Below are 23313 nucleotides of genomic sequence, written 5' to 3' on the forward strand. Positions count from 1 at the left end.
CATGAGGTTTACAACATGACTATTGGTGTAGTCGGTCGTAAATGCGGTATGACCCGTATTTTCACCGAAGAAGGTGTCTCCATTCCGGTCACGGTCATTGAGATCGAACCGAATCGCGTCACCCAGTTCAAAACTGAAGAAACCGATGGCTATCGTGCAGTGCAAGTCACTGTCGGCGAGCGTCGTGCTTCGCGCGTGACTGCTGCTCAAGCAGGTCACTTCGCTAAAGCAAACGTTGCAGCTGGTCGTACTGTCATGGAGTTCCGTCTTGAAGACGGCGACTACCAGGCTGGCGATCTGATCAACGCTGAAATCTTCGCCGCTGGTCAACTGGTTGATGTAACCGGTCAGTCCAAGGGTAAAGGCTTCCAGGGTACGATCAAGCGTTGGAATTTCCGTGGTCAAGACAACACTCACGGTAACTCCGTTTCCCACCGCGTCCCGGGCTCTATTGGCCAGTGCCAGACTCCTGGTCGTGTATTCAAGGGCAAAAAAATGTCCGGTCATATGGGCGCTGAGCGCGTGACCGTGCAGTCCCTCGAAGTAGTGCGCGTCGACGCTGAACGCAATCTGTTGTTGGTCAAGGGTGCTGTTCCTGGCGCTACTGGCGGCAACCTGGTTGTACGTCCAGCGGCCAAGGCTCGCGGTTAAGGGGAAGCTGACATGCAATTAAATGTAAATGACGCTCAAGCGATCGAAGTTTCCGAACTGACATTTGGCGGCGAATTCAACGAGACGCTCGTTCACCAAGCAGTCGTGGCCTACATGGCCGGCGGCCGTCAAGGTAGCAAGCAGCAAAAGACCCGTTCCGACGTACGTGGTGGCGGTAAGCGCCCTTGGCGTCAGAAAGGCACTGGCCGTGCTCGTGCCGGTACTATCCGTAGCCCAATCTGGCGTGGCGGCGGTACCACTTTCGCAGCTCGTCCACAGGATCACTCTCAGAAGCTCAACAAGAAGATGTACCGCGCAGCACTGCGCTCCATCCTTGCTGAACTCGTGCGTACTGATCGTCTGGTCGTGGTTCAGGACTTCGCTGTTGAAAGTCCAAAAACCAAAGATCTGTTGGGCAAACTGAACAACATGAGCCTGACCGACGTTTTGATCGTGTCCGAAGCTGTTGATCAGAACCTGTACCTGGCTGCTCGCAACCTGCCACACGTTGATGTACGTGACGTGCAAGGTTCCGATCCAGTTAGTCTGATCGCATACGACAAGGTGTTGATCACCGTGTCGGCCGTGAAGAAATTCGAGGAGCTGCTGGGATGAACCAGGAACGCGTATTTAAAGTTCTGCTTGGCCCGCACGTTTCCGAAAAGGCTACGGTTCTGGCTGACAAGAAAGGCCAGTTCGTTTTCAAGGTTGCAACTGACGCAACCAAGCTGGAAATCAAGAAGGCCGTCGAAAGCCTGTTCAGCGTGAAAGTAGAGCGTGTTACTACCCTGAATGTTCTGGGTAAGAGCAAGCGCACTGCTCGCGGTCTGGGCAAGCGTAATGACTGGAAGAAGGCGGTTATCTCCCTTCAGCCAGGCCAAGATCTCGATTTCAGCAGCAGTGCTGAGTAAGGAAGGGGTGCATCATGGCAATCGTTAAATGCAAACCGACTTCCCCTGGCCGCCGTTTTGTGGTCAAGGTGGTCAACCAGGAGCTGCATAAAGGCGCTCCTCACGCACCGCTGCTCGAGAAAAAATCGAAGTCTGGTGGTCGTAACAACAATGGTCGTATTACCACTCGTCACATCGGTGGTGGCCATAAGCAGCATTATCGTCTGGTCGACTTCCGTCGCAACGACAAAGATGGCATCGCTGCCACTGTCGAGCGTATCGAATACGATCCAAACCGTACTGCTCACATCGCTCTGCTGCTGTACGCAGATGGCGAGCGTCGCTACATCATCGCCCCTAAAGGCGTGAGTGCTGGCGACCAGCTGATCGCAGGTGCTCTGGCACCGATCAAGCCGGGCAACGCTCTGCAACTGCGTAACATTCCAGTTGGTAGCACCGTACACGGCATCGAATTGAAGCCAGGTAAAGGCGCACAGATCGCTCGTTCCGCTGGTGCTTCGGCTCAGTTGATCGCTCGTGAAGGTGTCTACGTGACCCTGCGTCTGCGTTCTGGTGAGATGCGTAAAGTACTGGCTGAATGCCGTGCGACCCTGGGCGAAGTCTCGAACTCCGAGCACAGCCTGCGTTCGTTGGGTAAAGCTGGTGCCAAACGCTGGCGTGGCGTTCGCCCAACCGTTCGTGGTGTTGCCATGAACCCGGTTGACCACCCACACGGTGGTGGTGAAGGTCGTACCTCTGGTGGTCGTCATCCGGTATCGCCATGGGGCTTCCCGACTAAGGGCGCGAAGACTCGTGGTAATAAGCGTACCGACAAAATGATCGTCCGTCGTCGCAAGTAAATAGAGGGATACGACAGTGCCACGTTCTCTGAAAAAAGGTCCTTTTATTGATCTTCACCTACTGAAGAAGATCGAAGTGGCGGCGGAAAAGAACGATCGCAAACCAGTTAAGACCTGGTCGCGTCGTTCGATGATCCTGCCACAAATGGTCGGTCTGACCATCGCAGTACACAACGGTCGTCAACACGTCCCAGTTCTCGTTAACGAAGACATGGTCGGCCACAAACTGGGCGAGTTTGCCGGTACCCGCACTTATCGTGGGCACGTGGCAGACAAGAAAGCCAAGCGTTAAGGGGTTAGGAAATGGAAGTAGCCGCTAAGTTGTCGGGCGCTCGAATCTCCGCCCAGAAAGCCCGCTTGGTCGCCGACCAGATCCGCGGGAAGAAGGTGGGCGAAGCGCTCAACCTGTTGGCTTTCAGCAGTAAGAAAGCCGCCGAGATCATGAAGAAAGTGCTGGAGTCGGCCGTAGCCAACGCCGAGCATAACGAAGGCGCAGACGTTGATGACCTGAAGGTCAGCACCGTTTTCGTCAACGAAGGGCGTTCGCTGAAGCGCATCATGCCACGTGCCAAAGGCCGTGCTGATCGCATCGTCAAGCGGTCTTGCCATATCACTGTCAAGGTTGCTGACAAGTAACGGAGTCGAAGAGATGGGTCAGAAAGTACATCCCATTGGCATTCGCCTGGGAATCGTCAAGGAGCACACCTCCGTCTGGTACGCAGACGGTCGGACTTATGCGGACTATTTGTTCGCTGATCTGAAGGTGCGTGAGTATCTCCAAGACAAACTAAAAAGCGCGTCCGTAAGCCGTATCGATATCCATCGTCCGGCCCAAACTGCACGTATCACCATCCACACCGCTCGTCCAGGTATCGTTATCGGGAAGAAAGGTGAAGATGTTGAGAAACTGCGTCAGGACCTGACCAAGCAAATGGGTGTGCCTGTGCACATCAATATCGAAGAGATCCGCAAGCCGGAGCTCGACGGTATGCTGGTTGCGCAGAGCGTAGCTCAGCAGCTGGAGCGTCGCGTAATGTTCCGTCGCGCTATGAAGCGCGCCGTACAGAACGCCATGCGCATTGGTGCCAAAGGCATCAAAATCCAAGTGAGCGGTCGTCTCGGCGGTGCTGAAATCGCACGTACTGAATGGTATCGCGAAGGTCGTGTGCCACTGCACACCCTGCGTGCCGACATCGACTATGCCAACTACGAAGCTCACACCACTTACGGTGTGATCGGTGTAAAGGTTTGGATCTTCAAAGGCGAAGTAATTGGTGGTCGCCAAGAAGAACTGAAACCACAAGCACCAGCGCCTCGTAAAAAAGCTGCTAAGTAAGGGGTACGCCAAATGTTGCAACCTAAGCGTACGAAGTTCCGCAAGCAGATGACAGGCCACAACCGTGGTCTGGCTCAGCGCGGTAGCAAAGTCAGCTTCGGCGAGTTCGCGCTGAAGTCTGTAGCTCGTGGTCGTCTCACCGCTCGTCAGATCGAGTCAGCGCGTCGTGCTCTGACCCGTCACGTAAAACGTGGCGGCAAGATCTGGATCCGTGTATTCCCGGACAAGCCGATCTCCAAAAAACCTCTCGAGGTTCGGATGGGTAAAGGTAAGGGTAACGTGGAGTACTGGGTAGCCCAGATTCAGCCAGGCAAAGTCCTGTATGAAATCGAGGGTGTTTCTGAAGAGCTGGCGCGTGAGGCTTTCGCCCTGGCTGCTGCAAAGCTGCCGCTCGCCACCTCCTTTGTTAAACGGACGGTGATGTGATGAAAGCGAATGAACTTCGTGAAAAATCCGCACAGCAGCTGAACGAGCAACTGCTCGGCCTGCTGCGCGACCAGTTCAATCTGCGTATGCAGAAAGCAACTGGCCAGTTGGGGCAGTCTCATCTGCTCTCGCAAGTTAAGCGTGACATCGCTCGCGTGAAGACTGTGCTCAACCAGCAGGCAGGTAAGTGATCATGGCTGAAGCCGAAAAGACTGTCCGTACGCTGACTGGCCGTGTTGTCAGCGACAAGATGGACAAAACCATCACCGTTTTGATCGAGCGTCGCGTTAAGCACCCGATCTACGGTAAATATGTTAAGCGTTCGACTAAGCTGCACGCGCACGACGAAACCAATCAGTGCCACATCGGCGACAAAGTCACTATTCGTGAAACTCGTCCGATGGCCAAGACCAAGTCTTGGGCACTGGTTGATGTTCTCGAACGCGCTGTGGAAGTCTAAGGACTAGGGGTCGGAGAAATTATATGATTCAGACTCAATCCATGCTCGATGTGGCCGATAACAGCGGCGCTCGCCGTGTTATGTGCATCAAGGTGCTGGGTGGCTCCCATCGTCGTTACGCTGGTATCGGTGACATCATCAAAGTTACCGTGAAGGAAGCAATTCCTCGCGGTAAGGTGAAAAAAGGCCAAGTGATGACTGCTGTTGTAGTCCGCACTCGTCACGGCGTACGTCGTGCTGATGGCTCCATTATCCGCTTTGATGGCAACGCTGCTGTTCTTCTGAACAACAAGCAAGAGCCGATCGGCACCCGTATCTTTGGGCCAGTGACCCGTGAACTTCGTACTGAGAAGTTCATGAAGATCGTCTCGCTCGCCCCAGAAGTGCTGTAAGGAGATCCGACATGCAAAAGATTCGTCGTGACGACGAGATCATCGTGATCGCCGGCAAAGACAAAGGTAAGCGCGGTAAGGTGCTTAAGGTTCTCGCTAATAACCGTCTGGTTATCGGTGGTCTGAACCTGGTCAAGCGTCATACCAAGCCTAACCCGATGTCGGGCGTGCAGGGCGGTATCGTCGAGAAAGAAGCTCCGCTGGATGCTTCTAACGTCGCCATCTTCAACGGCGAAACCAACAAGGCTGACCGCGTTGGTTTCAAAGTAGAAGACGGTAAGAAAATTCGTGTCTTCAAGTCGACCCAAAAAGCGGTTGATGCTTGAACACTGCTAGGTAGATTAGACCATGGCACGACTACAAGAGATTTACCGGAAGGAAATCGCCCCTAAGCTTAAGGAAGAACTTAAGCTCGGGAACGTGATGGAAGTTCCGCGCGTCACCAAAATCACCCTGAACATGGGTCTGGGCGAAGCGATCGGCGACAAAAAAGTCATCGAGCACGCTGTTGCTGACCTGGAAAAGATCACCGGTCAAAAAGTCGTTGTGACTTACGCTCGGAAATCCATCGCTGGCTTTAAAGTCCGTGAAGGTTGGCCGATCGGCGTCAAAGTGACTCTGCGCCGTGAGCGTATGTACGAATTCCTGGATCGTCTGCTGTCGATCTCCCTGCCTCGGGTCCGCGACTTCCGCGGCCTGAATGCCAAGTCCTTCGATGGTCGTGGTAACTACAGCATGGGCGTTAAAGAGCAGATCATCTTCCCGGAAATCGACTACGACAAGATCGATGCTCTCCGCGGTCTGGACATCACCCTGACCACCACTGCCAAGAACGATGATGAAGGCCGCGCTCTGCTGCGTGCGTTCAAATTCCCGTTCCGCAACTGATTGGAGTAGGACCATGGCCAAGATGAGCATGAAAAACCGCGAGCTGAAGCGTCAGCTCACGGTTGCCAAGTACGCCAAGAAGCGTGCAGCACTGAAAGCAATCATCGTTGATCTGAACGCAAGTCCAGAAGCGCGTTGGGAAGCTACAGTTGCTCTGCAGAAGCAGCCACGTGACGCAAGCGCTTCGCGCATGCGTAACCGCTGCCGCCTGACCGGTCGTCCACACGGCGTTTACCGCAAGTTCGGCCTCGGCCGTAACAAACTGCGTGAAGCGGCAATGCGTGGTGACGTACCAGGTCTGGTTAAAGCCAGCTGGTAAGTACTTTCAACGTCCAGGTGGTCGGAATCGCAAGATACTGACCGCCGGTGACCTTGAATCTGGATCAAGCCCCTTTTGGGGCTTGTTTCATTTCTGGAGTATGTCTAAAATACGCGGCTCGCCTGAGCCCGTGTTTTTTGTGCTCGGAGATTCTCGGCGACATATGTAGCCGCAAGGCTAATTTTTTTGTATTAGGAGCGTCTAGCCCATGAGTATGCAGGACCCGTTAGCGGACATGCTAACTCGTATCCGTAATGCCCAGATGGCTGAAAAGTCCGTCGTAAGCATGCCATCTTCCAAGTTGAAGGTAGCTGTTGCCAAAGTCCTGAAAGACGAAGGCTACATTGCGGGTTATCAGATCAGCAGCGAAATCAAACCACTGCTGTCCATCGAGCTGAAGTACTTCGAAGGCCGTTCGGTCATCGAGGAAGTGAAGCGCGTTAGCCGTCCAGGCCTGCGTCAGTACAAGTCCGCTGAAGATCTGCCGAAAGTTCGTGGCGGTCTGGGCGTGTCTATCGTCTCCACCAACAAAGGTGTGATGACGGATCGTGCTGCGCGCGCTGCCGGTGTCGGCGGCGAAGTTCTTTGCACTGTGTTCTAAGGGGGGATAAGCATGTCTCGCGTCGCTAAGAACCCCGTTAAGCTGCCAGCCGGTGTCGAAGTCAAATTCGCAGGCCAACAGCTTTCGGTGAAGGGTGCCAAGGGTACTCTTGAACTGAACATCCATTCGTCCGTTGAGATCGTTGAAGAAGCTGGTGAGCTGCGTTTCGCTGCTCGCAATGGCGATCAACAAACTCGCGCAATGGCCGGTACCACGCGTGCGTTGGTAAACAACATGGTCCAAGGCGTAAGCCAAGGCTTCGAGCGTAAGCTCCAGCTGGTCGGTGTTGGTTACAAAGCGCAAGCAAAAGGCACGGTTTTGAACCTTGCCCTTGGCTTCTCGCACCCAGTGGATTACGAACTGCCAGCGGGCATCACTGCTGAGACTCCTAGCCAGACCGATATCCTGATCAAGGGCATCGACAAGCAGCTGGTAGGTCAAGTGGCCGCTGAGATCCGCGACTTCCGTCCACCAGAGCCGTACAAAGGCAAAGGTGTGCGCTACGCGGACGAAGTCGTCCGTCGTAAAGAAGCCAAGAAGAAGTAGGGCATAGCAAATGACCGACAAAAAAGTTACTCGACTGCGTCGCGCTCGCAAAGCACGCCTGAAAATGCACGAACTCGAAGTCGTGCGTCTCTGCGTGTTCCGCTCGTCGCAGCACATCTACGCCCAGGTCATCTCGGCCGACGGCAACAAAGTCCTGGCAAGCGCCTCGACTTTGGATAAAGAACTGCGTGATGGTGCCACTGGCAACATCGACGCGGCCACAAAGGTTGGCCAGCTGGTCGCTACGCGTGCTAAGGCCGCTGGCGTCTCGCAAGTGGCTTTCGACCGCTCTGGCTTCAAGTACCATGGCCGCGTGAAAGCGCTGGCTGATGCTGCTCGTGAAGCTGGGCTGGAGTTCTAAGTTATGTCAAATAACGACCAAAAGCGCGACGAAGGCTACATTGAGAAGCTGGTTCAAGTTAACCGCGTAGCCAAAACCGTTAAAGGCGGCCGTATCTTCACTTTCACCGCGTTGACCGTGGTGGGTGATGGTAAAGGGCGTGTTGGCTTCGGCCGTGGCAAGTCACGTGAAGTGCCTGCTGCGATCCAGAAGGCAATGGAAGCTGCTCGTCGCAACATGATCCAAGTTGATCTGAACGGCACCACTCTGCAGTACGCAATGAAGTCCGCTCACGGCGCTTCGAAGGTGTACATGCAGCCTGCTTCTGAAGGTACCGGTATCATCGCTGGCGGCGCTATGCGTGCTGTCCTCGAAGTTGCTGGCGTTCAGAACGTTCTGGCCAAGTGCTACGGCTCGACTAACCCGGTAAACGTGGTTCACGCCACTTTCAAGGGTCTGAAGGCTATGCAATCTCCTGAGTCCATCGCTGCCAAGCGTGGCCTGACTGTCAAGGAGATCTTCTGATCATGGCTACCGTTAAAGTAACGCTGATCAAAAGCATGACCGGCCGCATCCCTAACCACAAATTGTGCGTTAAAGGTTTGGGTCTGCGTCGCATCGGTCACACTGTAGAAGTCCAGGATACTCCCGAGAATCGCGGGATGATCAACAAGGCTTACTACATGCTGCGTGTAGAGGGTTAATCGATGAAACTCAATGATCTGAGTCCAGCGCCGGGTTCCCGTCGCGAAAAGCATCGTCCGGGCCGTGGTATCGGTAGTGGTTTGGGTAAGACCGGTGGCCGTGGCCACAAGGGTCAAACCTCCCGCTCCGGTGGCACCATTGCTCCAGGCTTTGAAGGCGGTCAACAGCCGCTGCATCGTCGCCTGCCTAAGTTCGGTTTCGTGTCCCTGAAAGCTATGGATCGCGCAGAAGTGCGTCTGTCCGAGCTGGCTAAAGTGGAAGGCGACATCGTTACTGTGCAGACCCTGAAAGATGCCAACGTGATCAACGTCAACGTACAGCGTGTGAAAATCATGCTGTCCGGTGAAGTGACTCGCGCTGTCACTATCGGCAAGGGAATCGGCGCCACCAAAGGTGCGCGTTCGGCTATCGAAGCAGCTGGCGGCAAGTTCGAGGAATAAATGGCTAAGCAAGGTGCTCTCTCAGCGCTCGGCAAAGGCGGTATGTCTGAACTTTGGGCTCGTCTGCGTTTTCTGTTCCTGGCGATTATCGTCTACCGAATAGGCGCACACATCCCGGTTCCAGGTATCAACCCGGACCGACTCGCAGACCTGTTTCGACAGAATGAGGGGACCATTCTTAGCTTGTTCAACATGTTTTCCGGCGGCGCGCTGGAGCGGATGAGCATCTTTGCACTGGGGATCATGCCGTATATCTCGGCATCGATCATCATGCAGCTGATGACAGCCGTCAGCCCGCAGCTGGAGCAGTTGAAGAAGGAAGGTGAAGCTGGCCGTCGCAAGATTAGCCAGTACACCCGCTACGGCACTGTCGTCCTCGCCCTGGTTCAAGCTATCGGCATGTCCGTTGGCCTGGCAGGGCAGGGCGTTGCGTTCACTGGTGACTTTGGCTTCCATTTCGTCGCGGTATCCACGTTTGTGGCTGGTGCGATGTTCATGATGTGGCTGGGTGAGCAGATTACTGAGCGTGGTGTTGGCAACGGTATCTCGATGTTGATTTTCGCAGGTATCGTCGCCGGTCTTCCGAGAGCAATCGGGCAGTCTTTCGAGTCTGCGCGTCAGGGTGATATCAATATCTTCGCCTTGGTTGCCATCGGTTTGCTGGCAGTAGCGATTATCGGTTTTGTGGTGTTCATTGAGCGTGGCCAGCGTCGTATTGCTGTTCACTACGCCAAGCGTCAGCAGGGCCGTAAGGTCTTTGCTGCGCAGACCAGCCACTTGCCGCTGAAAGTGAATATGGCCGGTGTTATTCCGGCAATTTTCGCGAGCAGCATCTTGCTGTTTCCGGCTTCGTTGGGTACCTGGTTTGGTCAGTCTGAAAATATGGGCTGGCTGCAGGACCTCTCTCAGTCGATCGCTCCTGGTCAGCCGTTGAATATTCTGCTGTTTAGTGCAGGGATTATTTTCTTCTGCTTCTTCTATACGGCGTTGATGTTCAATCCGAAAGACGTAGCGGAAAACCTGAAGAAGTCCGGTGCCTTTATTCCGGGCATCCGTCCAGGTGAGCAGTCGGCACGCTACATTGATGGCGTTCTGACCCGTTTGACCCTGTTCGGTGCTCTATATATGACGGCCGTGTGCTTGTTGCCCCAGTTCCTGGTGGTTGCAGCAAACGTTCCGTTCTACCTTGGCGGGACCTCGTTGCTGATCGTGGTCGTGGTTGTGATGGACTTCATGTCCCAAGTACAATCGCACCTCGTTTCGCACCAGTACGAATCCCTGATGAAGAAAGCCAACCTGAAGGGCTACGGCAGCGGCATGTTGCGCTGAGTACCCCATAAGGTTCGAGGAGTTGGTGATGAAAGTTCGTGCATCGGTGAAAAAGCTGTGCCGTAACTGCAAGATTATTCGCCGCGAAGGTGTTGTTCGAGTAATTTGCAGCGCGGAACCGCGTCACAAACAGCGCCAAGGCTGAGTGTGATCCGCTTGAAGCCCGGCAGCTAGTGCGCTGCCGGGTTGATTATTTGTTATTACAGCGATATTATCTCGCGCCCTATTTCTTGGCTTCCGGGGCGTAGGTAGCTGTCAATTGGAGTCCCACTGAATGGCCCGTATTGCAGGCGTTAACATTCCAGATAACAAGCACACTGTTATCTCGCTGACCTACATCTATGGTGTTGGTCGCACTACTGCGCAGAAAATTTGCGCAGTTGCTGGGGTAAACCCAGCCGCTAAGATCAAGGATCTGAGCGACGAGCAGATTGAACAGCTGCGTGGCGAAGTGGCGAAGTTCACCACTGAAGGTGACCTGCGTCGCGAAATCAACATGAAAATCAAGCGTTTGATGGACCTCGGTTGCTATCGCGGTCTGCGTCATCGTCGTGGTCTTCCAGTACGCGGTCAGCGTACCAAGACTAACGCGCGTACCCGTAAAGGTCCGCGTAAGCCGATCCGCAAGTAATCGCCCCAGCGAATCGACAGGAAAATTATCATGGCAAAACCTGCTGCTCGTCCTCGTAAAAAAGTTAAAAAGACAGTGGTTGATGGCATCGCCCACATCCATGCATCTTTTAACAACACCATCGTGACCATCACCGACCGTCAAGGTAACGCGCTTTCTTGGGCTACCTCCGGTGGTTCGGGTTTCCGCGGTTCCCGCAAGTCCACCCCGTTTGCTGCTCAAGTAGCTGCTGAACGTGCTGGTCAAGCTGCGCTGGAATATGGCCTGAAAAACCTCGACGTTAACGTCAAAGGTCCAGGTCCAGGTCGTGAGTCTGCTGTCCGTGCTTTGAACGGCTGTGGCTATAAGATCGCCAGCATCACCGACGTGACGCCAATCCCGCACAACGGGTGCCGTCCGCCGAAGAAGCGCCGCGTGTAATCCAGGAGATTGTAAAGAATGGCTCGTTACATTGGTCCAAAATGCAAACTCGCTCGTCGCGAAGGCACCGATCTCTTCCTGAAGAGCGGCGTGCGCGCGATCGAATCGAAGTGCAACATTGAAGCAGCACCTGGTATCCACGGCCAACGCCGCGGTCGCCAGTCCGACTACGGCACCCAACTGCGTGAAAAGCAGAAGGTCCGTCGTATCTACGGCGTTCTCGAGCGTCAGTTCAGCGGCTACTACAAAGAAGCTGCTGGCAAGAAAGGTGCAACCGGTGAAAACCTGCTGCAACTGCTCGAATGCCGTTTGGACAACGTTGTATACCGTATGGGCTTTGGTTCGACTCGTGCCGAATCCCGTCAGCTGGTATCGCACAAGTCGATCAGCGTTAACGGTCAGACCGTAAACGTTCCGTCCTACCAGGTTCGTGCTGGTGACGTGGTCGCAGTTCGCGAGAAAGCAAAAAACCAACTTCGCATTGTCCAAGCTCTCGATCTGTGTGCCCAACGTGGCCGCGTAGAATGGGTAGAAGTAGACACTGAGAAGAAGTCGGGCGTTTTCAAGAACGTTCCTGCTCGCAGTGATCTGTCCGCCGACATCAACGAAAGCCTGATTGTCGAGCTCTACTCCAAGTAAGGGCTAGAAAATAGGTGCATCCATGCAGATTTCGGTAAATGAGTTCCTGACACCCCGCCACATTGATGTGCAGGTTGTCAGTCCAACCCGCGCCAAAATTACTCTCGAGCCTCTCGAGCGTGGTTTTGGCCACACCCTGGGCAACGCGCTGCGCCGCATCCTGTTGTCCTCAATGCCCGGCTGTGCAGTAGTCGAGGCCGAGATTGACGGTGTGCTCCACGAGTACAGCGCCATCGAAGGTGTACAGGAAGACGTAATTGAAATCCTGTTGAACCTTAAAGGTCTGGCTATCAAGCTGCACGGCCGTGACGAAGTTACGCTGACCTTGTCGAAGAAGGGTTCGGGGGTGGTTACCGCTGCCGATATTCAGCTGGATCATGATGTCGAGATCGTTAACCCCGATCACGTAATCGCTAACCTGGCGTCTAACGGCGCCCTGAACATGAAGCTCACTGTAGCTCGTGGTCGTGGTTATGAACCGGCCGACTCGCGTCAGAGCGATGAAGACGAAAGCCGCAGCATTGGTCGCTTGCAGCTTGACTCTTCGTTCAGCCCGGTTCGCCGTATCGCATACGTGGTGGAAAACGCCCGTGTCGAGCAGCGTACTAACCTGGACAAGCTGGTTATTGATCTGGAAACCAACGGTACCCTGGATCCTGAAGAGGCTATCCGCCGCGCTGCAACCATTCTGCAACAGCAGTTGGCTGCGTTCGTCGACCTCAAAGGTGACAGCGAACCAGTGGTAATCGAGCAGGAAGACGAGATCGATCCGATCCTGCTTCGCCCGGTTGACGATCTGGAACTGACTGTACGTTCGGCTAACTGCCTTAAGGCGGAAAACATTTACTACATCGGTGACCTGATCCAGCGCACCGAAGTAGAACTGTTGAAGACTCCGAACCTGGGCAAGAAATCCTTGACTGAAATCAAGGACGTTCTGGCCTCCCGCGGTCTGTCCCTCGGCATGCGCCTCGACAACTGGCCGCCTGCAAGTCTTAAGAAGGACGACAAGGCGACTGCCTGATCGTCGTAATCACCGAACGTGAGTTTGGTAAGGAATGAACCATGCGTCATCGTAAAAGTGGTCGTCACCTGAGCCGTACCAGCTCGCACCGCAAGGCCATGTTCCAAAACATGGCGGTGTCGCTGTTCGAGCACGAGCTGATCAAAACTACACTGCCGAAAGCTAAAGAACTGCGTCGCGTTGCTGAGCCGCTGATCACTTTGGCCAAGACAGACAGCCTGGCTAACCGCCGTCTGGCTTTCGACCGTACTCGTTCGAAAGCTATCGTTGGTAAGCTCTTCAACGACCTGGGCAAGCGTTACGCTACCCGTGAGGGCGGCTACCTGCGCATCCTCAAGTGCGGTTTCCGCGCTGGCGACAACGCGCCTATGGCGTACGTCGAGTTGGTTGATCGTGCTACTGCCGGCGAAGCTGTAAGCGCCGAGTAATACGACAAGCTGCAACGAAGAACCGGGCCTAGTGCCCGGTTTTTTGTGCGCGTAACAAAAGCGCGTTGCGTACAAGAATCTTCAGGCGACACGCTTCACTATGAGCGTCGGGCATGTTGGTAGTTATTTTCTATTGAAGCCTACAATTTAATGAATTTGTAGGTGTCATGTGGATGGTCAATACTCCCTCCAAGCCGATTAGCCGGCAGTTTCAAGCCCGACCTGAGGAAGATGCGCATGAGCCAGAATAAAGTCCTTACCACCGCCAGCGGCGCGCCCGTTGCGGACAATCAGAACTCACGTTCCGCCGGCCCTCGTGGCCCCTTGCTGCTCGACGATTTTCACCTGATCGAGAAGCTCGCTCACTTCAACCGTGAAAACATCCCTGAGCGTCGCGTGCACGCCAAAGGTTCGGGTGCCTTCGGTACCTTCACGGTGACAAAAGACATTACCCAATACACCAGCGCCAAATTGTTCGAGTCCGTTGGCAAGCAGACCCCTACGTTCTTGCGTTTCTCCACGGTGGGTGGGGAGCGCGGTTCGGCCGACACTGAGCGCGATCCACGTGGTTTCGCCTTGAAGTTCTACACCGAGGAAGGTAACTGGGACATCGTCGGTAACAACACCCCTGTGTTCTTTATCCGTGATCCGCTGAAGTTCCCGGACTTTATCCACACCCAGAAACGCCTGCCGCAGAGCAACCTGAAAAGCGCGCAGATGATGTGGGACTTCTGGTCGCACTCACCAGAGGCGCTGCATCAGGTCACCATTCTGTTTTCGGACCGTGGCATCCCGGACGGCTATCGCCACATGCATGGTTTCGGCAGCCACACTTACAGTCTGATCAATGCCCAGGGCGAGCGTCATTGGGTGAAGTGGCACTACAAGACCAAGCAAGGCATCAAGAACCTGGCGCCGGCCGAGGCTGCCCGCTTGGCGGGTACCGATCCTGACTACGCCCAGCGCGATCTGTTTGGTGCAATCGAGCGCGGTGACTTCCCCAAATGGCGCGTGTGCATCCAGATCATGACCGAGGCACAGGCGAATGCCCATTACGAGAACCCGTTTGATGTGACCAAGACCTGGTCGCAAAAAGAGTTCCCGTTGATTGAAGTGGGTGAGCTGGAGCTCAACCGTAATCCGCAAAACTACTTCGCAGAAGTTGAGCAGGCTGCATTTGGCCCAAGCAACATGGTCCCAGGCGTTGGCCTGTCCCCAGACCGTATGCTCCAAGGTAGGGTGTTCGCCTACGCAGATGCTCACCGCTACCGTGTCGGCACTAACCACCAGCAACTGCCGGTGAACGCGCCACGTAGCCCGGTTAACAGCTACCAGCGTGACGGTTCCATGGCTTTCGGCAGCAATGGTGGGGCGGCTCCGAACTACGAGCCAAACAGCTATGCCGACGCACCAAAACAAGCCCCGCAATATGCAGAGCCAGCACTGGCCCTGAGCGGTGCCGCCGATCGTTACGATCACCGCGAAGATACGGACTACTACAGCCACGCCGGTGCGCTGTTCCGTCTGATGAATGATGAGCAAAAAGCGTTGCTCACCAATAACATCGCGGGCGCAATGGCTGGGGTTTCCAGCGATGTGGTCCAGCGTCAACTGCAGCACTTCTATAAGGCCGACCCGGCTTATGGAGAAGCAATTGCAAAGGCATTGGGTGTATCGCTTAACTGACTCTAAACGATAAGCAGAACCGCCCTCATTTGGGCGGTTTTTGCGTTATTTCAGCTACTTTTCTCCGGAAATCTTCACTTTTCTGCCGTTTGTCCCGTGACCTTCAAGTCAGCATGGTTCAAACTACAGTCTTTCAAGCAGGGAGATGTAGGGCGATGCAAGGTCACCCCGACGTAATCGATTACCTCAACACGTTGCTGACGGGCGAACTGGCAGCTCGTGACCAATATTTCATCCATTCGCGTATGTACGAAGACTGGGGCTTTACCGAGCTCTATGAGCGTATCAACCACGAAATGGAAGAAGAGGCACAGCACGCTGACGCCCTGATGCGCCGCATTCTGATGCTCGAAGGCACGCCGCGTATGCGTCCTGATGATCTGGACGTGGGTACCACAGTGCCTGACATGCTCGCTGCCGATCTTCGCCTTGAGTACAAGGTCCGTGCCGCACTCTGCAAGGGCATTGAGCTTTGCGAACAGCACAACGACTATGTCACCCGGGAAATATTGCGGGTGCAGTTGAATGACACCGAAGAAGATCACACCTACTGGCTGGAAAAGCAGTTGGGCCTGATCAAGTTGATCGGCCTGGAAAATTACCTGCAATCGCAGTTCTGATTCCCGGCTATAAAAAAGCCCCCGTCACCGCAAAGTGGCAGGGGCTTTTTATTGGGCGATGAAAAAATCAGGCCCTGTCGCGTTCCAGCAACGGTTTCAAGTAGTAACCGGTGTGCGATTGAGGCATTTCGGAAACCTGCTCCGGAGTGCCCACTGCGATGATCTGGCCACCCTTAGAACCACCTTCTGGCCCCAGGTCTACCAGCCAGTCGGCAGTCTTGATCACATCAAGGTTGTGCTCGATCACCACCACGGTATTGCCGTGGTCCCGCAAGCGGTGCAGTACGTCCAGCAACTGCTGGATATCCGCGAAGTGCAGGCCAGTGGTCGGCTCATCGAGGATATACAAGGTTTTGCCGGTATCACGCTTGGACAGCTCGCGAGACAGCTTGACCCGCTGCGCCTCGCCACCCGACAGCGTGGTCGCTGACTGCCCCAGCTTGATGTACGACAGGCCCACATCCATCAGCGTCTGCAGCTTGCGCGCCAGCGCCGGCACTGCGTCGAAGAACTCGCGAGCTTCCTCGATCGTCATTTCCAAGGTCTCGTGGATGCTCTTGCCCTTGTACTTGATCTCCAGGGTCTCGCGGTTGTAGCGCTTGCTCTTGCACACATCGCACGGCACGTAGATGTCCGGCAGGAAGTGCATTTCCACCTTGATCAGGCCATCGCCCTGGCACGCTTCACAGCGGCCGCCCTTGACGTTGAACGAGAAGCGGCCCGGCCCATAACCCCGTGAGCGCGACTCTGGCACGCCAGCGAACAACTCACGGATAGGGGTAAACAGCCCGGTGTAGGTGGCTGGGTTGGAGCGAGGCGTACGCCCAATCGGGCTCTGGTCGATGTCGACCACCTTGTCCAGATGTTCCAGGCCCTTGATGCTGTCGTGAGCCGCCGCTTCCAGGGTGGTCGCGCCATTCAGGGCGGTGGCACTCAGTGGGAACAGGGTGTTGTTGATCAGCGTCGACTTGCCCGAACCGGAAACACCGGTCACGCAGGTCAGCAGGCCCAGCGGAATCTCCAGGTCGACATTGCGCAGGTTGTTCCCGCGCGCGCCCTTGAGATGCAGCGCCATCTTCTTGTTACGCGGCGTTCGCTTGGCGGGTACTTCAATCTTCACACGCCCCGACAAGTATTTGCCGGTCAGTGAATCAGGATGTGCCATCACCTCGGCAGGCGTGCCTTCAGCAACGATATGGCCACCATGCACGCCCGCGCCGGGGCCGATATCGACCACGTAGTCCGCCAGGCGGATAGCGTCTTCATCATGCTCGACCACGATCACGGTATTGCCGATATCACGCAGGTGTTTCAGCGTGCCCAGCAGGCGGTCGTTATCTCGTTGGTGCAAGCCAATCGAGGGTTCGTCGAGGATATACAGCACGCCCACCAGGCCGGCGCCGATCTGGCTGGCCAGGCGAATGCGCTGTGCCTCACCGCCAGACAGGGTATCGGCACTGCGGTCCAGCGACAGATAGTCCAGGCCCACGTTGACCAGGAACTGCAATCGCTCGCGAATCTCCTTGAGGATCTTGTCGGCAATCTCTCCACGACGACCGGTCAGCTTCAGCACGCCAAAGTATTCACAGGCATCGCCGATCGGCAGGTTGGTTACTGCCGGCAGGGTCTTCTCGCCCACCCATACATGCCGGGCTTCACGGCGCAGGCGCGTGCCACGGCAATCCGGGCATGGCTGTGTGCTGAGGAACTTCGCCAGCTCCTCGCGCACGCTCGCCGATTCGGTTTCGCGGTAACGGCGTTCCAGGTTCGGCACGATGCCTTCGAACGGGTGCGAGCGCTTGACGATATCGCCGCGATCGTTCAGGTATTTGAAGTCGACATTCTGCGAACCGCTGCCATTTAGAATGACCTTCTGCTGGTCTGCCGGGAGTTGGTTGAACGGTACTTCCAGGCTGAACTTGTAGTGGGAGGCCAACGACCCAAGCATCTGGAAGTAGTAGACGTTACGCCTGTCCCATCCGCGTATCGCACCCTCGGCCAAGGTCAGCTCGCCATTGACCAGGCGCTTGATGTCGAAAAACTGCTTCACACCCAGGCCGTCGCAAGTCGGGCAGGCGCCGGCCGGGTTGTTGAAGGAAAACAGTTTGGGTTCGAGCTCGCTGATGGCATGGCCACAGATCGGGCAGGCGAAGCGTGCGGAGAAGATGATCTCTTCGCCCGGCTCGTCATCCATCGGCGCTACCAGGGCAATGCCATCGGCCAGCTTCAGCGCGGTTTCGAACGATTCCGCCAAACGCTGTTGCAAGTCGGCACGCACCTTGAATCGGTCGACCACCACATCAATGGAGTGCTTTTTCTGCTTGTCCAGCTTCGGCGCTTCGTCCAGCTCGTAGAGCTTGCCGTTGATGCGCGCACGTACAAAACCCTGGGCACGCAGCTCTTCGAAGACCGACAGGTGTTCGCCCTTGCGCTCGCGAATGACAGGCGCCAGCAGCATCAGCTTGGCGCCTTCGGGCTGGGCCAGCACCAGGTCGACCATCTGGCTGACGGTCTGGGCTTCCAGGGGAATATCGTGGTCCGGGCAGCGCGGAATGCCCACGCGCGCATACAGCAGGCGCAGGTAGTCGTAGATTTCGGTAATGGTACCCACGGTGGAGCGCGGGTTGTGGGACGTGGATTTCTGCTCGATGGAAATAGCCGGCGACAGGCCTTCAATGGTGTCGACATCGGGCTTTTCCATCATCGACAGGAACTGCCGGGCGTAGGCCGACAGCGATTCCACATAGCGACGCTGACCTTCGGCATACAGCGTGTCGAACGCCAGGGACGATTTGCCGGAGCCGGACAAGCCGGTGATGACGATCAGTTTGTCCCGGGGCAGGGTCAGGTCGATGTTCTTCAGGTTGTGGGTTCTAGCCCCACGAATCAGGATCTTGTCCAAGATGGCCTCGCACGGCGGGCGTAAATGATGCCGGAGTATACGGCTAAAGACTGGATGAATATACACTGTCAAAACGCCGCCTGCAGCCTTACATGAAAGCTGCGCGGCAAAGCGCCGCATATACCCTCTCAATCGATGGGACTGGTAGAATCGCCGCCGGTTCACACGAGGTTTTTCCATGCACGATCCCCACAGCGAACGCATGAGTAGCGGCGAGACCCGAGCGGCAAGCGGGCTGGCCCTGGTGTTCGCCTTCCGTATGCTGGGCATGTTTATGGTGTTGCCAGTGCTGGCCACCTATGGGATGGATCTCGCAGGTGCGACCCCCGCCTTGATCGGCCTGGCGATTGGTGCCTATGGCCTGACCCAGGCGATTTTCCAGATCCCGTTCGGGATTATTTCCGACCGCATTGGCCGTCGCCCGGTGATCTATCTCGGGCTGATCGTATTCGCCCTTGGCAGTGTGCTAGCGGCCCAATCCGATTCGATCTGGGGCGTGATCGCCGGCCGCATCCTGCAGGGCGCCGGTGCGATTTCCGCCGCCGTGATGGCGCTGCTGTCGGACCTGACCCGCGAACAACACCGCACCAAGGCCATGGCGATGATCGGCATGACCATCGGCCTGTCGTTTGCCGTGGCCATGGTGGTCGGGCCCTTGCTCACGCGCGCGTTCGGCTTGCATGGGCTGTTCCTGGCCACGGGCGGCATGGCGTTGTTTGGCATCCTGATCGTTGCCTTTATGGTGCCGCGCTCCACCGGTACCCTGCAGCATCGTGAATCGGGCGTCGCACGCAAGGCGTTGCTTCCCACGCTCAAGCACCCGGACTTGCTGCGCCTGGATTTAGGTATCTTCGTATTACACGCCATGCTGATGTGCAGCTTCGTCGCCTTGCCCCTGGCCCTGGTGGAAAAAGCCGGCCTGCCCAAGGAACAGCACTGGTGGGTCTACCTCACTGCGCTGTTGATTTCGTTCTTCGCCATGATCCCGTTCATCATCTATGGCGAGAAGAAACGCAAAATGAAACGAGTTTTACTCGGCGCCGTCGCGACATTGATGCTCACTGAACTATTCTTCTGGCAGTTCGGCGACAGCCTGCGAGCATTGGTGATCGGTACGGTGGTGTTTTTCACCGCCTTCAACCTGCTCGAAGCGTCGTTGCCGTCATTGATCAGTAAAGTTTCACCGGCAGGCGGCAAGGGCACGGCCATGGGGGTGTATTCCACCAGCCAGTTCCTGGGTTCCGCGTTGGGCGGCATCATGGGCGGCTGGATGTTCCAGCATGGCGGTTTGTCGGTTGTGTTCCTCGGATGCGCCGGGCTGGCTGCACTTTGGCTGGTCTTTGCTGTTACCATGCGCGAACCTCCCTACGTCACCAGTCTGCGTTTGCCGCTATCGCCCGAGGCGATCCGCGAAGCCGGCCTGGTAGAGCGCCTGAAGGCTGTCGTAGGGGTAACGGATGCAGTCGTGGTCGCTGAAGAGGCGGCCATTTACATCAAATTGGACACCGAATTATTGGATCGCGCGACGCTCGAGCAACTGGTCAACCCAGTGCCGACAGCGCGCCCAGCCTAGGAGAACGTTATGGCCCGTGGGGTTAACAAAGTCATATTGGTCGGTACTTGCGGCCAGGATCCCGAAGTTCGCTACTTGCCTAACGGTAACGCCGTGACCAACCTGAGCCTGGCGACCAGCGAACAGTGGACCGACAAGCAGACCGGCCAGAAGGTCGAGAAGACCGAATGGCACCGCGTGTCGATGTTCGGCAAGGTTGCGGAGATCGCCGGTGAATACCTGCGCAAAGGTTCGCAGGTGTACATCGAAGGCAAACTGCAAACCCGCGAGTGGGAAAAAGACGGCATCAAGCGTTACACCACCGAAATCGTGGTCGACATGCAAGGCACCATGCAACTGCTGGGCGGCCGTCCACAGGGCGACCAACAGGGCCAGGGCGGCATGTCCAACTCGGCACCGCGCCCACAGCAGTCGCGTCCGCAGCCAAGCCAGCAGCCACAGCGTGAGTCGCGCCCAGCACCACAACAGGCTGCTCCGCAACCGGCTCCGGATTTCGACAGCTTTGATGACGATATCCCGTTCTAAGGTCCAAGACCGACCCTGAACAAACAAAACCCCCGATAGCGAAAGCATCGGGGGTTTTTTATGGTCGACGTGCAGGCGTCGCGCGCGGGGTGCCTTTGTACAGGCAGCACACCAACCCCAGCATTTGTTCTCATGGCTCACAAGATTTAGGCTGGCGCCACCTCTAACAAAGAAGGAAGGCTGTGATGACCTGGTCCGCCAAGCAGTACACGATGTTCGAACAGCAGCGCACTCGCCCCGTCCGTGACCTGGTTGCGGCAATTCCCAACACCGACGTGGGCACCGCAGTCGACCTGGGGTGCGGGCCGGGAAACTCCACTGAAGTGCTGGCCGAGCGTTTCCCCCAAGCGCACGTCACTGGCATGGACAGCTCCGATGACATGTTGGCAGACGCCCGCAAGCGCCTGCCCAGGTTGAACTTCGAGCTGGCGGACATCGGCGCCTGGCATCCTGCGCAACGCTTGGATGTGATTCTGGCCAATGCCTCGCTGCAATGGCTGCCCGACCACGCCACGCTCTACCCGCATTTGGTCCACCAACTGAACCCAGGCGGTACGCTGGCGGTGCAAACCCCGGACAACCTTGACGAGCCCGCTCATCGCCTGGCCCGAGAAGTCGCGGCCGATGGCCCATGGTCGGCAAAGATAGGGGCGGTCAAACACAATGAACGGCACACCGCCAGTTACTACTACGAACTGCTGAGCAAGCATTGCAGTACCGTGGACGTGTGGCGCACCACCTATCAACACCCCTTGGCGGACCACGCGGCGGTGGTGGAGTGGTTCAAGGCTTCGGCATTGCGGCCTTTTCTTGCGCCGTTGACGGACGATGAAAAAGCCGCCTTCCTGCAGCAATACCAGGCGCGAATTACCCAGGCTTATCCAGCCCTGGCCGATGGCACGGTGTTGTTGCCCTTTCCGCGGCTGTTCATCATTGCCACACGCTAAAGCGATCAGCCCAGGTGGCGGTCACGCAGCCGCTGCTTGGGCTTTCAGATATTCCTCTGCCGACACTACACCCGCATAGCCAAATGCCAGGGAGGCCATGTACGCCCCGTGCACCTGTGCCGCCGGAATCACCTGGCCGTTGAATTCCTGGTCGCGGGTCGCGCAGGCGTCATGGATCACCGTAACCTTGTAGCCCAGGTCCGCTGCCGCCCGCACCACGGCGTCAACGCACATATGGCTCATGCTACCCACCACCACCACCTCGGTGATGCTGCGCTGTTCCAGCAGTTCGCGCAGGTTGGTTTGGCGAAACGCATTCACGAAGTGTTTGAGCACCACCGGTTCATCGCCCTCGTTGAGCACCTTGGCATGCAAATGCGCGCCTTCGGAGCCCGGTGTGAAGAACGGTGCGTCGTCGCCAGCGAACTCATGCCGTACATGAATCACCGCATCGCCTGCTTGTCGAAACGCCTGGAGCACCTGCGCCGCCTTGTCCGCTGCGGCTTCCACGCCGTCGAGCGGCCACTTGCCCTGGGGGAAGTAGTCGTTCTGGATATCGATTAGGATGAGCGCCTGCTTGGCCATGTGTGTTGCCTCGTGATGGGTTGATGGGCCTAGTATCTTAGCTTGGCGATCACACCGAGAATTGGCTGCACCGACAATAACAGGGGGAAAACTGACAATGGTCGCGCAACGCAGCACTGTCGAGCTAGGTGTGTTGATCTACCAGGGCGCGCAACTCGCCGCAGTCCACGGGCTGACCGACCTGTTCGGGGTCGCTAACCGCATCGCCGCCGAGCATGAATCTGCGCAGTTACCGCTGCTGCGGGTCAGCCACTGGCAGGTAGATGCCCACGGCACGCCCGCGCGCACGTTCGACAGCCACCCAGGCCCCGAGCAACCGATGATGGCCGTGTTGGTGCCGCCCTCGATTGCAGAGTTCACCGAAGACCAGGCGCCGCCTGCGCTGCTGCAATGGCTGCGCCTGCAACATGCGGGCGGCACCGTGCTGGGCGGCGTGTGCATCGGCTCGATCATGCTGGCGCGCAGCGGCTTGTTGGATGGCCGCAGTGCCACCACCCACTGGTCCTCCGCGAAATCTTTTGCGACCTGTTACCCGGCGGTGCGACTGGAAGCGGATAAACCTATCGTCGATGACGGCGACCTGATCACCTCCGCTGGGCTGATGGCCTGGTCGGAACTGGGCCTGCGCCTGGTCGATCGGCTTATGGGGCCGAGCATTGCAGCTGACACTGCGCGCTTTCTGGTGATCGAGCACAGCGCCAGTGCCAGCCAGTGCGGTAGCAACTTTGCGCCGATTCTCAGGCATGGTGATGGTGCGGTCCTCAAGGTCCAGCATTGGCTGCAGGCCAGTGGCGCGGTGGATGTGTCCGTGGCGGCGATGGCGCAGGAGGCGAACCTGGAGGAGCGCACGTTCTTGCGCCGCTTTCGCAACGCCACCGGGCTGAAACCCACCGAGTACTGTCAGCATCTGCGAGTCGGCAAGGCGCGGCAGATGCTGGAGTTCACCAACGGCACGATCGATCACATTGCCTGGACCGTGGGCTATCAGGACCCCAGCGCCTTTCGCGCCATCTTCAAGAAAATCACCGGCCTGTCCCCCAGCGATTACCGCAACCGCTTCGGGGTTTGAATCGTGCAGAACGCCGCAGGCTTCTCCCCGGGTCGTGCAGAATAAAACAGGCTAACGGCCATCACTTTTTGCGCAACTGAT

At 56.7% G+C, this 23313-nt stretch carries 35 protein-coding genes; 33 read left to right on the forward strand and 2 right to left on the reverse strand.

Translation table 11 applies throughout. The annotated features are described in order from the left end of the window. The first annotated feature begins 15 nt into the window (after positions 1-15). The 29 genes from rplC (at position 16) to bfr (ending at position 15631) form a co-directional block, all read left to right on the forward strand. Positions 16-651 carry a 50S ribosomal protein L3 gene (rplC, locus tag FXO12_RS22100; RefSeq protein ID WP_003194649.1) on the forward strand — a complete coding sequence of 212 codons (636 nt, stop codon included), beginning with the start codon at positions 16-18 and terminating at the stop codon, positions 649-651. Positions 652-663: 12 nt separating this feature from the next. Continuing rightward, the gene (gene rplD / locus FXO12_RS22105; RefSeq protein ID WP_003176424.1) at positions 664-1266 is read left to right on the forward strand and encodes a 50S ribosomal protein L4; all 603 of its coding nucleotides are present in this window, start codon (positions 664-666) and stop codon (positions 1264-1266) included. Beyond that, positions 1263-1562, forward strand: a complete 300-nt coding sequence (gene rplW / locus FXO12_RS22110) for a 50S ribosomal protein L23 (RefSeq protein ID WP_002555488.1) — start codon at positions 1263-1265, stop codon at positions 1560-1562. The genes rplD and rplW overlap by 4 nt, the downstream gene beginning before the upstream one ends. Positions 1563-1576: 14 nt before the next feature. Then, positions 1577-2401 (forward strand): 50S ribosomal protein L2, encoded by an 825-nt coding sequence (rplB, locus tag FXO12_RS22115; RefSeq protein ID WP_003186055.1) that lies wholly within the window; start codon positions 1577-1579, stop codon positions 2399-2401. A 16-nt stretch (positions 2402-2417) separates the two neighbouring features. Next, positions 2418-2693, forward strand: coding sequence for a 30S ribosomal protein S19 (gene rpsS / locus FXO12_RS22120; protein ID WP_002555486.1), 276 nt, complete (start codon positions 2418-2420; stop codon positions 2691-2693). A gap of 11 nt (positions 2694-2704) precedes the next feature. Beyond that, complete coding sequence (gene rplV / locus FXO12_RS22125) at positions 2705-3037, forward strand: 50S ribosomal protein L22 (protein WP_003103908.1); 333 nt, start codon at positions 2705-2707, stop codon at positions 3035-3037. A 13-nt stretch (positions 3038-3050) separates the two neighbouring features. Beyond that, positions 3051-3737, forward strand: coding sequence for a 30S ribosomal protein S3 (gene rpsC, locus FXO12_RS22130; RefSeq protein WP_003176422.1), 687 nt, complete (start codon positions 3051-3053; stop codon positions 3735-3737). Positions 3738-3749: 12 nt separating this feature from the next. Beyond that, on the forward strand, positions 3750-4163 hold the full coding sequence (gene rplP, locus FXO12_RS22135) for a 50S ribosomal protein L16 (protein WP_003176421.1): 414 nt from the start codon (positions 3750-3752) through the stop codon (positions 4161-4163). Continuing rightward, positions 4163-4354, forward strand: a complete 192-nt coding sequence (rpmC, locus tag FXO12_RS22140) for a 50S ribosomal protein L29 (protein ID WP_002555481.1) — start codon at positions 4163-4165, stop codon at positions 4352-4354. Before rplP ends, rpmC begins: the two co-directional genes overlap by 1 nt. A gap of 2 nt (positions 4355-4356) precedes the next feature. Further along, positions 4357-4623 (forward strand): 30S ribosomal protein S17, encoded by a 267-nt coding sequence (rpsQ, locus tag FXO12_RS22145; protein ID WP_003194644.1) that lies wholly within the window; start codon positions 4357-4359, stop codon positions 4621-4623. 23 nt (positions 4624-4646) lie between these two features. Next, the gene (rplN, locus tag FXO12_RS22150) at positions 4647-5015 is read left to right on the forward strand and encodes a 50S ribosomal protein L14 (RefSeq protein ID WP_002555479.1); all 369 of its coding nucleotides are present in this window, start codon (positions 4647-4649) and stop codon (positions 5013-5015) included. Between the two features lie 11 nt (positions 5016-5026). Then, positions 5027-5341: a 50S ribosomal protein L24 gene (gene rplX, locus FXO12_RS22155; RefSeq protein WP_003176416.1), complete on the forward strand. Its 315-nt coding sequence runs from the start codon at positions 5027-5029 to the stop codon at positions 5339-5341. Between the two features lie 22 nt (positions 5342-5363). Then, a complete protein-coding gene (rplE, locus tag FXO12_RS22160) occupies positions 5364-5903 on the forward strand; it encodes a 50S ribosomal protein L5 (protein WP_003194642.1) in 540 nt (179 codons plus the stop codon). 13 nt (positions 5904-5916) lie between these two features. Next, positions 5917-6222 carry a 30S ribosomal protein S14 gene (gene rpsN / locus FXO12_RS22165; protein ID WP_003176414.1) on the forward strand — a complete coding sequence of 102 codons (306 nt, stop codon included), beginning with the start codon at positions 5917-5919 and terminating at the stop codon, positions 6220-6222. Between the two features lie 208 nt (positions 6223-6430). After that, entirely contained in the window at positions 6431-6823 is a 393-nt protein-coding gene (rpsH, locus tag FXO12_RS22170; RefSeq protein ID WP_003176413.1) for a 30S ribosomal protein S8, read from the forward strand. A 12-nt stretch (positions 6824-6835) separates the two neighbouring features. Continuing rightward, positions 6836-7369 (forward strand): 50S ribosomal protein L6, encoded by a 534-nt coding sequence (gene rplF, locus FXO12_RS22175; RefSeq protein ID WP_003194640.1) that lies wholly within the window; start codon positions 6836-6838, stop codon positions 7367-7369. Between the two features lie 10 nt (positions 7370-7379). Beyond that, on the forward strand, positions 7380-7730 hold the full coding sequence (gene rplR / locus FXO12_RS22180) for a 50S ribosomal protein L18 (RefSeq protein ID WP_003186037.1): 351 nt from the start codon (positions 7380-7382) through the stop codon (positions 7728-7730). Positions 7731-7733: 3 nt separating this feature from the next. Further along, on the forward strand, positions 7734-8234 hold the full coding sequence (gene rpsE, locus FXO12_RS22185) for a 30S ribosomal protein S5 (RefSeq protein WP_003176409.1): 501 nt from the start codon (positions 7734-7736) through the stop codon (positions 8232-8234). A 2-nt stretch (positions 8235-8236) separates the two neighbouring features. Continuing rightward, positions 8237-8413, forward strand: coding sequence for a 50S ribosomal protein L30 (rpmD, locus tag FXO12_RS22190; protein ID WP_003176408.1), 177 nt, complete (start codon positions 8237-8239; stop codon positions 8411-8413). Positions 8414-8416: 3 nt separating this feature from the next. Then, on the forward strand, positions 8417-8854 hold the full coding sequence (gene rplO, locus FXO12_RS22195; protein ID WP_003176407.1) for a 50S ribosomal protein L15: 438 nt from the start codon (positions 8417-8419) through the stop codon (positions 8852-8854). After that, positions 8855-10183 (forward strand): preprotein translocase subunit SecY, encoded by a 1329-nt coding sequence (secY, locus tag FXO12_RS22200; RefSeq protein ID WP_003194637.1) that lies wholly within the window; start codon positions 8855-8857, stop codon positions 10181-10183. 28 nt (positions 10184-10211) lie between these two features. Then, positions 10212-10328, forward strand: a complete 117-nt coding sequence (rpmJ, locus tag FXO12_RS22205; protein WP_002555468.1) for a 50S ribosomal protein L36 — start codon at positions 10212-10214, stop codon at positions 10326-10328. A 129-nt stretch (positions 10329-10457) separates the two neighbouring features. Continuing rightward, positions 10458-10814, forward strand: a complete 357-nt coding sequence (rpsM, locus tag FXO12_RS22210; RefSeq protein WP_003194635.1) for a 30S ribosomal protein S13 — start codon at positions 10458-10460, stop codon at positions 10812-10814. 30 nt (positions 10815-10844) lie between these two features. After that, positions 10845-11234, forward strand: coding sequence for a 30S ribosomal protein S11 (gene rpsK / locus FXO12_RS22215; RefSeq protein ID WP_002555466.1), 390 nt, complete (start codon positions 10845-10847; stop codon positions 11232-11234). An 18-nt stretch (positions 11235-11252) separates the two neighbouring features. Next, positions 11253-11873 (forward strand): 30S ribosomal protein S4, encoded by a 621-nt coding sequence (rpsD, locus tag FXO12_RS22220; protein ID WP_003176404.1) that lies wholly within the window; start codon positions 11253-11255, stop codon positions 11871-11873. 22 nt (positions 11874-11895) lie between these two features. Then, the gene (rpoA, locus tag FXO12_RS22225; protein WP_003176403.1) at positions 11896-12897 is read left to right on the forward strand and encodes a DNA-directed RNA polymerase subunit alpha; all 1002 of its coding nucleotides are present in this window, start codon (positions 11896-11898) and stop codon (positions 12895-12897) included. A 41-nt stretch (positions 12898-12938) separates the two neighbouring features. Continuing rightward, on the forward strand, positions 12939-13325 hold the full coding sequence (rplQ, locus tag FXO12_RS22230; protein WP_003176402.1) for a 50S ribosomal protein L17: 387 nt from the start codon (positions 12939-12941) through the stop codon (positions 13323-13325). 237 nt (positions 13326-13562) lie between these two features. Continuing rightward, positions 13563-15011 carry a catalase gene (locus tag FXO12_RS22235; protein ID WP_044269390.1) on the forward strand — a complete coding sequence of 483 codons (1449 nt, stop codon included), beginning with the start codon at positions 13563-13565 and terminating at the stop codon, positions 15009-15011. Between the two features lie 155 nt (positions 15012-15166). Next, the gene (gene bfr, locus FXO12_RS22240) at positions 15167-15631 is read left to right on the forward strand and encodes a bacterioferritin (RefSeq protein ID WP_003176400.1); all 465 of its coding nucleotides are present in this window, start codon (positions 15167-15169) and stop codon (positions 15629-15631) included. A 67-nt stretch (positions 15632-15698) separates the two neighbouring features. On the opposite strand, the gene uvrA is transcribed toward bfr, so the two are convergent. Then, a complete protein-coding gene (gene uvrA / locus FXO12_RS22245; protein WP_003194630.1) occupies positions 15699-18533 on the reverse strand; it encodes an excinuclease ABC subunit UvrA in 2835 nt (944 codons plus the stop codon). A 178-nt stretch (positions 18534-18711) separates the two neighbouring features. On the opposite strand from uvrA, the gene FXO12_RS22250 reads away from it, so the two are divergent. The 3 genes from FXO12_RS22250 (at position 18712) to tam (ending at position 21578) form a co-directional block, all read left to right on the forward strand. Then, positions 18712-20106: an MFS transporter gene (locus FXO12_RS22250; protein WP_014720149.1), complete on the forward strand. Its 1395-nt coding sequence runs from the start codon at positions 18712-18714 to the stop codon at positions 20104-20106. Positions 20107-20115: 9 nt separating this feature from the next. Continuing rightward, positions 20116-20631, forward strand: coding sequence for a single-stranded DNA-binding protein (locus tag FXO12_RS22255; RefSeq protein WP_003232445.1), 516 nt, complete (start codon positions 20116-20118; stop codon positions 20629-20631). A gap of 185 nt (positions 20632-20816) precedes the next feature. Beyond that, positions 20817-21578 carry a trans-aconitate 2-methyltransferase gene (tam, locus tag FXO12_RS22260; RefSeq protein WP_054896951.1) on the forward strand — a complete coding sequence of 254 codons (762 nt, stop codon included), beginning with the start codon at positions 20817-20819 and terminating at the stop codon, positions 21576-21578. 21 nt (positions 21579-21599) lie between these two features. Here the strand turns inward: tam and FXO12_RS22265 are convergent, their stop codons facing one another. Further along, positions 21600-22163, reverse strand: a complete 564-nt coding sequence (locus FXO12_RS22265) for a cysteine hydrolase family protein (RefSeq protein WP_057975594.1) — start codon at positions 22161-22163, stop codon at positions 21600-21602. A 97-nt stretch (positions 22164-22260) separates the two neighbouring features. Between FXO12_RS22265 and FXO12_RS22270 the strand changes: the two genes are divergently transcribed. Next, complete coding sequence (locus tag FXO12_RS22270) at positions 22261-23232, forward strand: GlxA family transcriptional regulator (protein WP_057975593.1); 972 nt, start codon at positions 22261-22263, stop codon at positions 23230-23232. Positions 23233-23313 lie beyond the last annotated feature (81 nt).

The sequence above is a fragment of the Pseudomonas sp. J380 genome, from assembly GCF_009827115.1.
GTDB classification, from domain to species: domain Bacteria; phylum Pseudomonadota; class Gammaproteobacteria; order Pseudomonadales; family Pseudomonadaceae; genus Aquipseudomonas; species Aquipseudomonas paracarnis.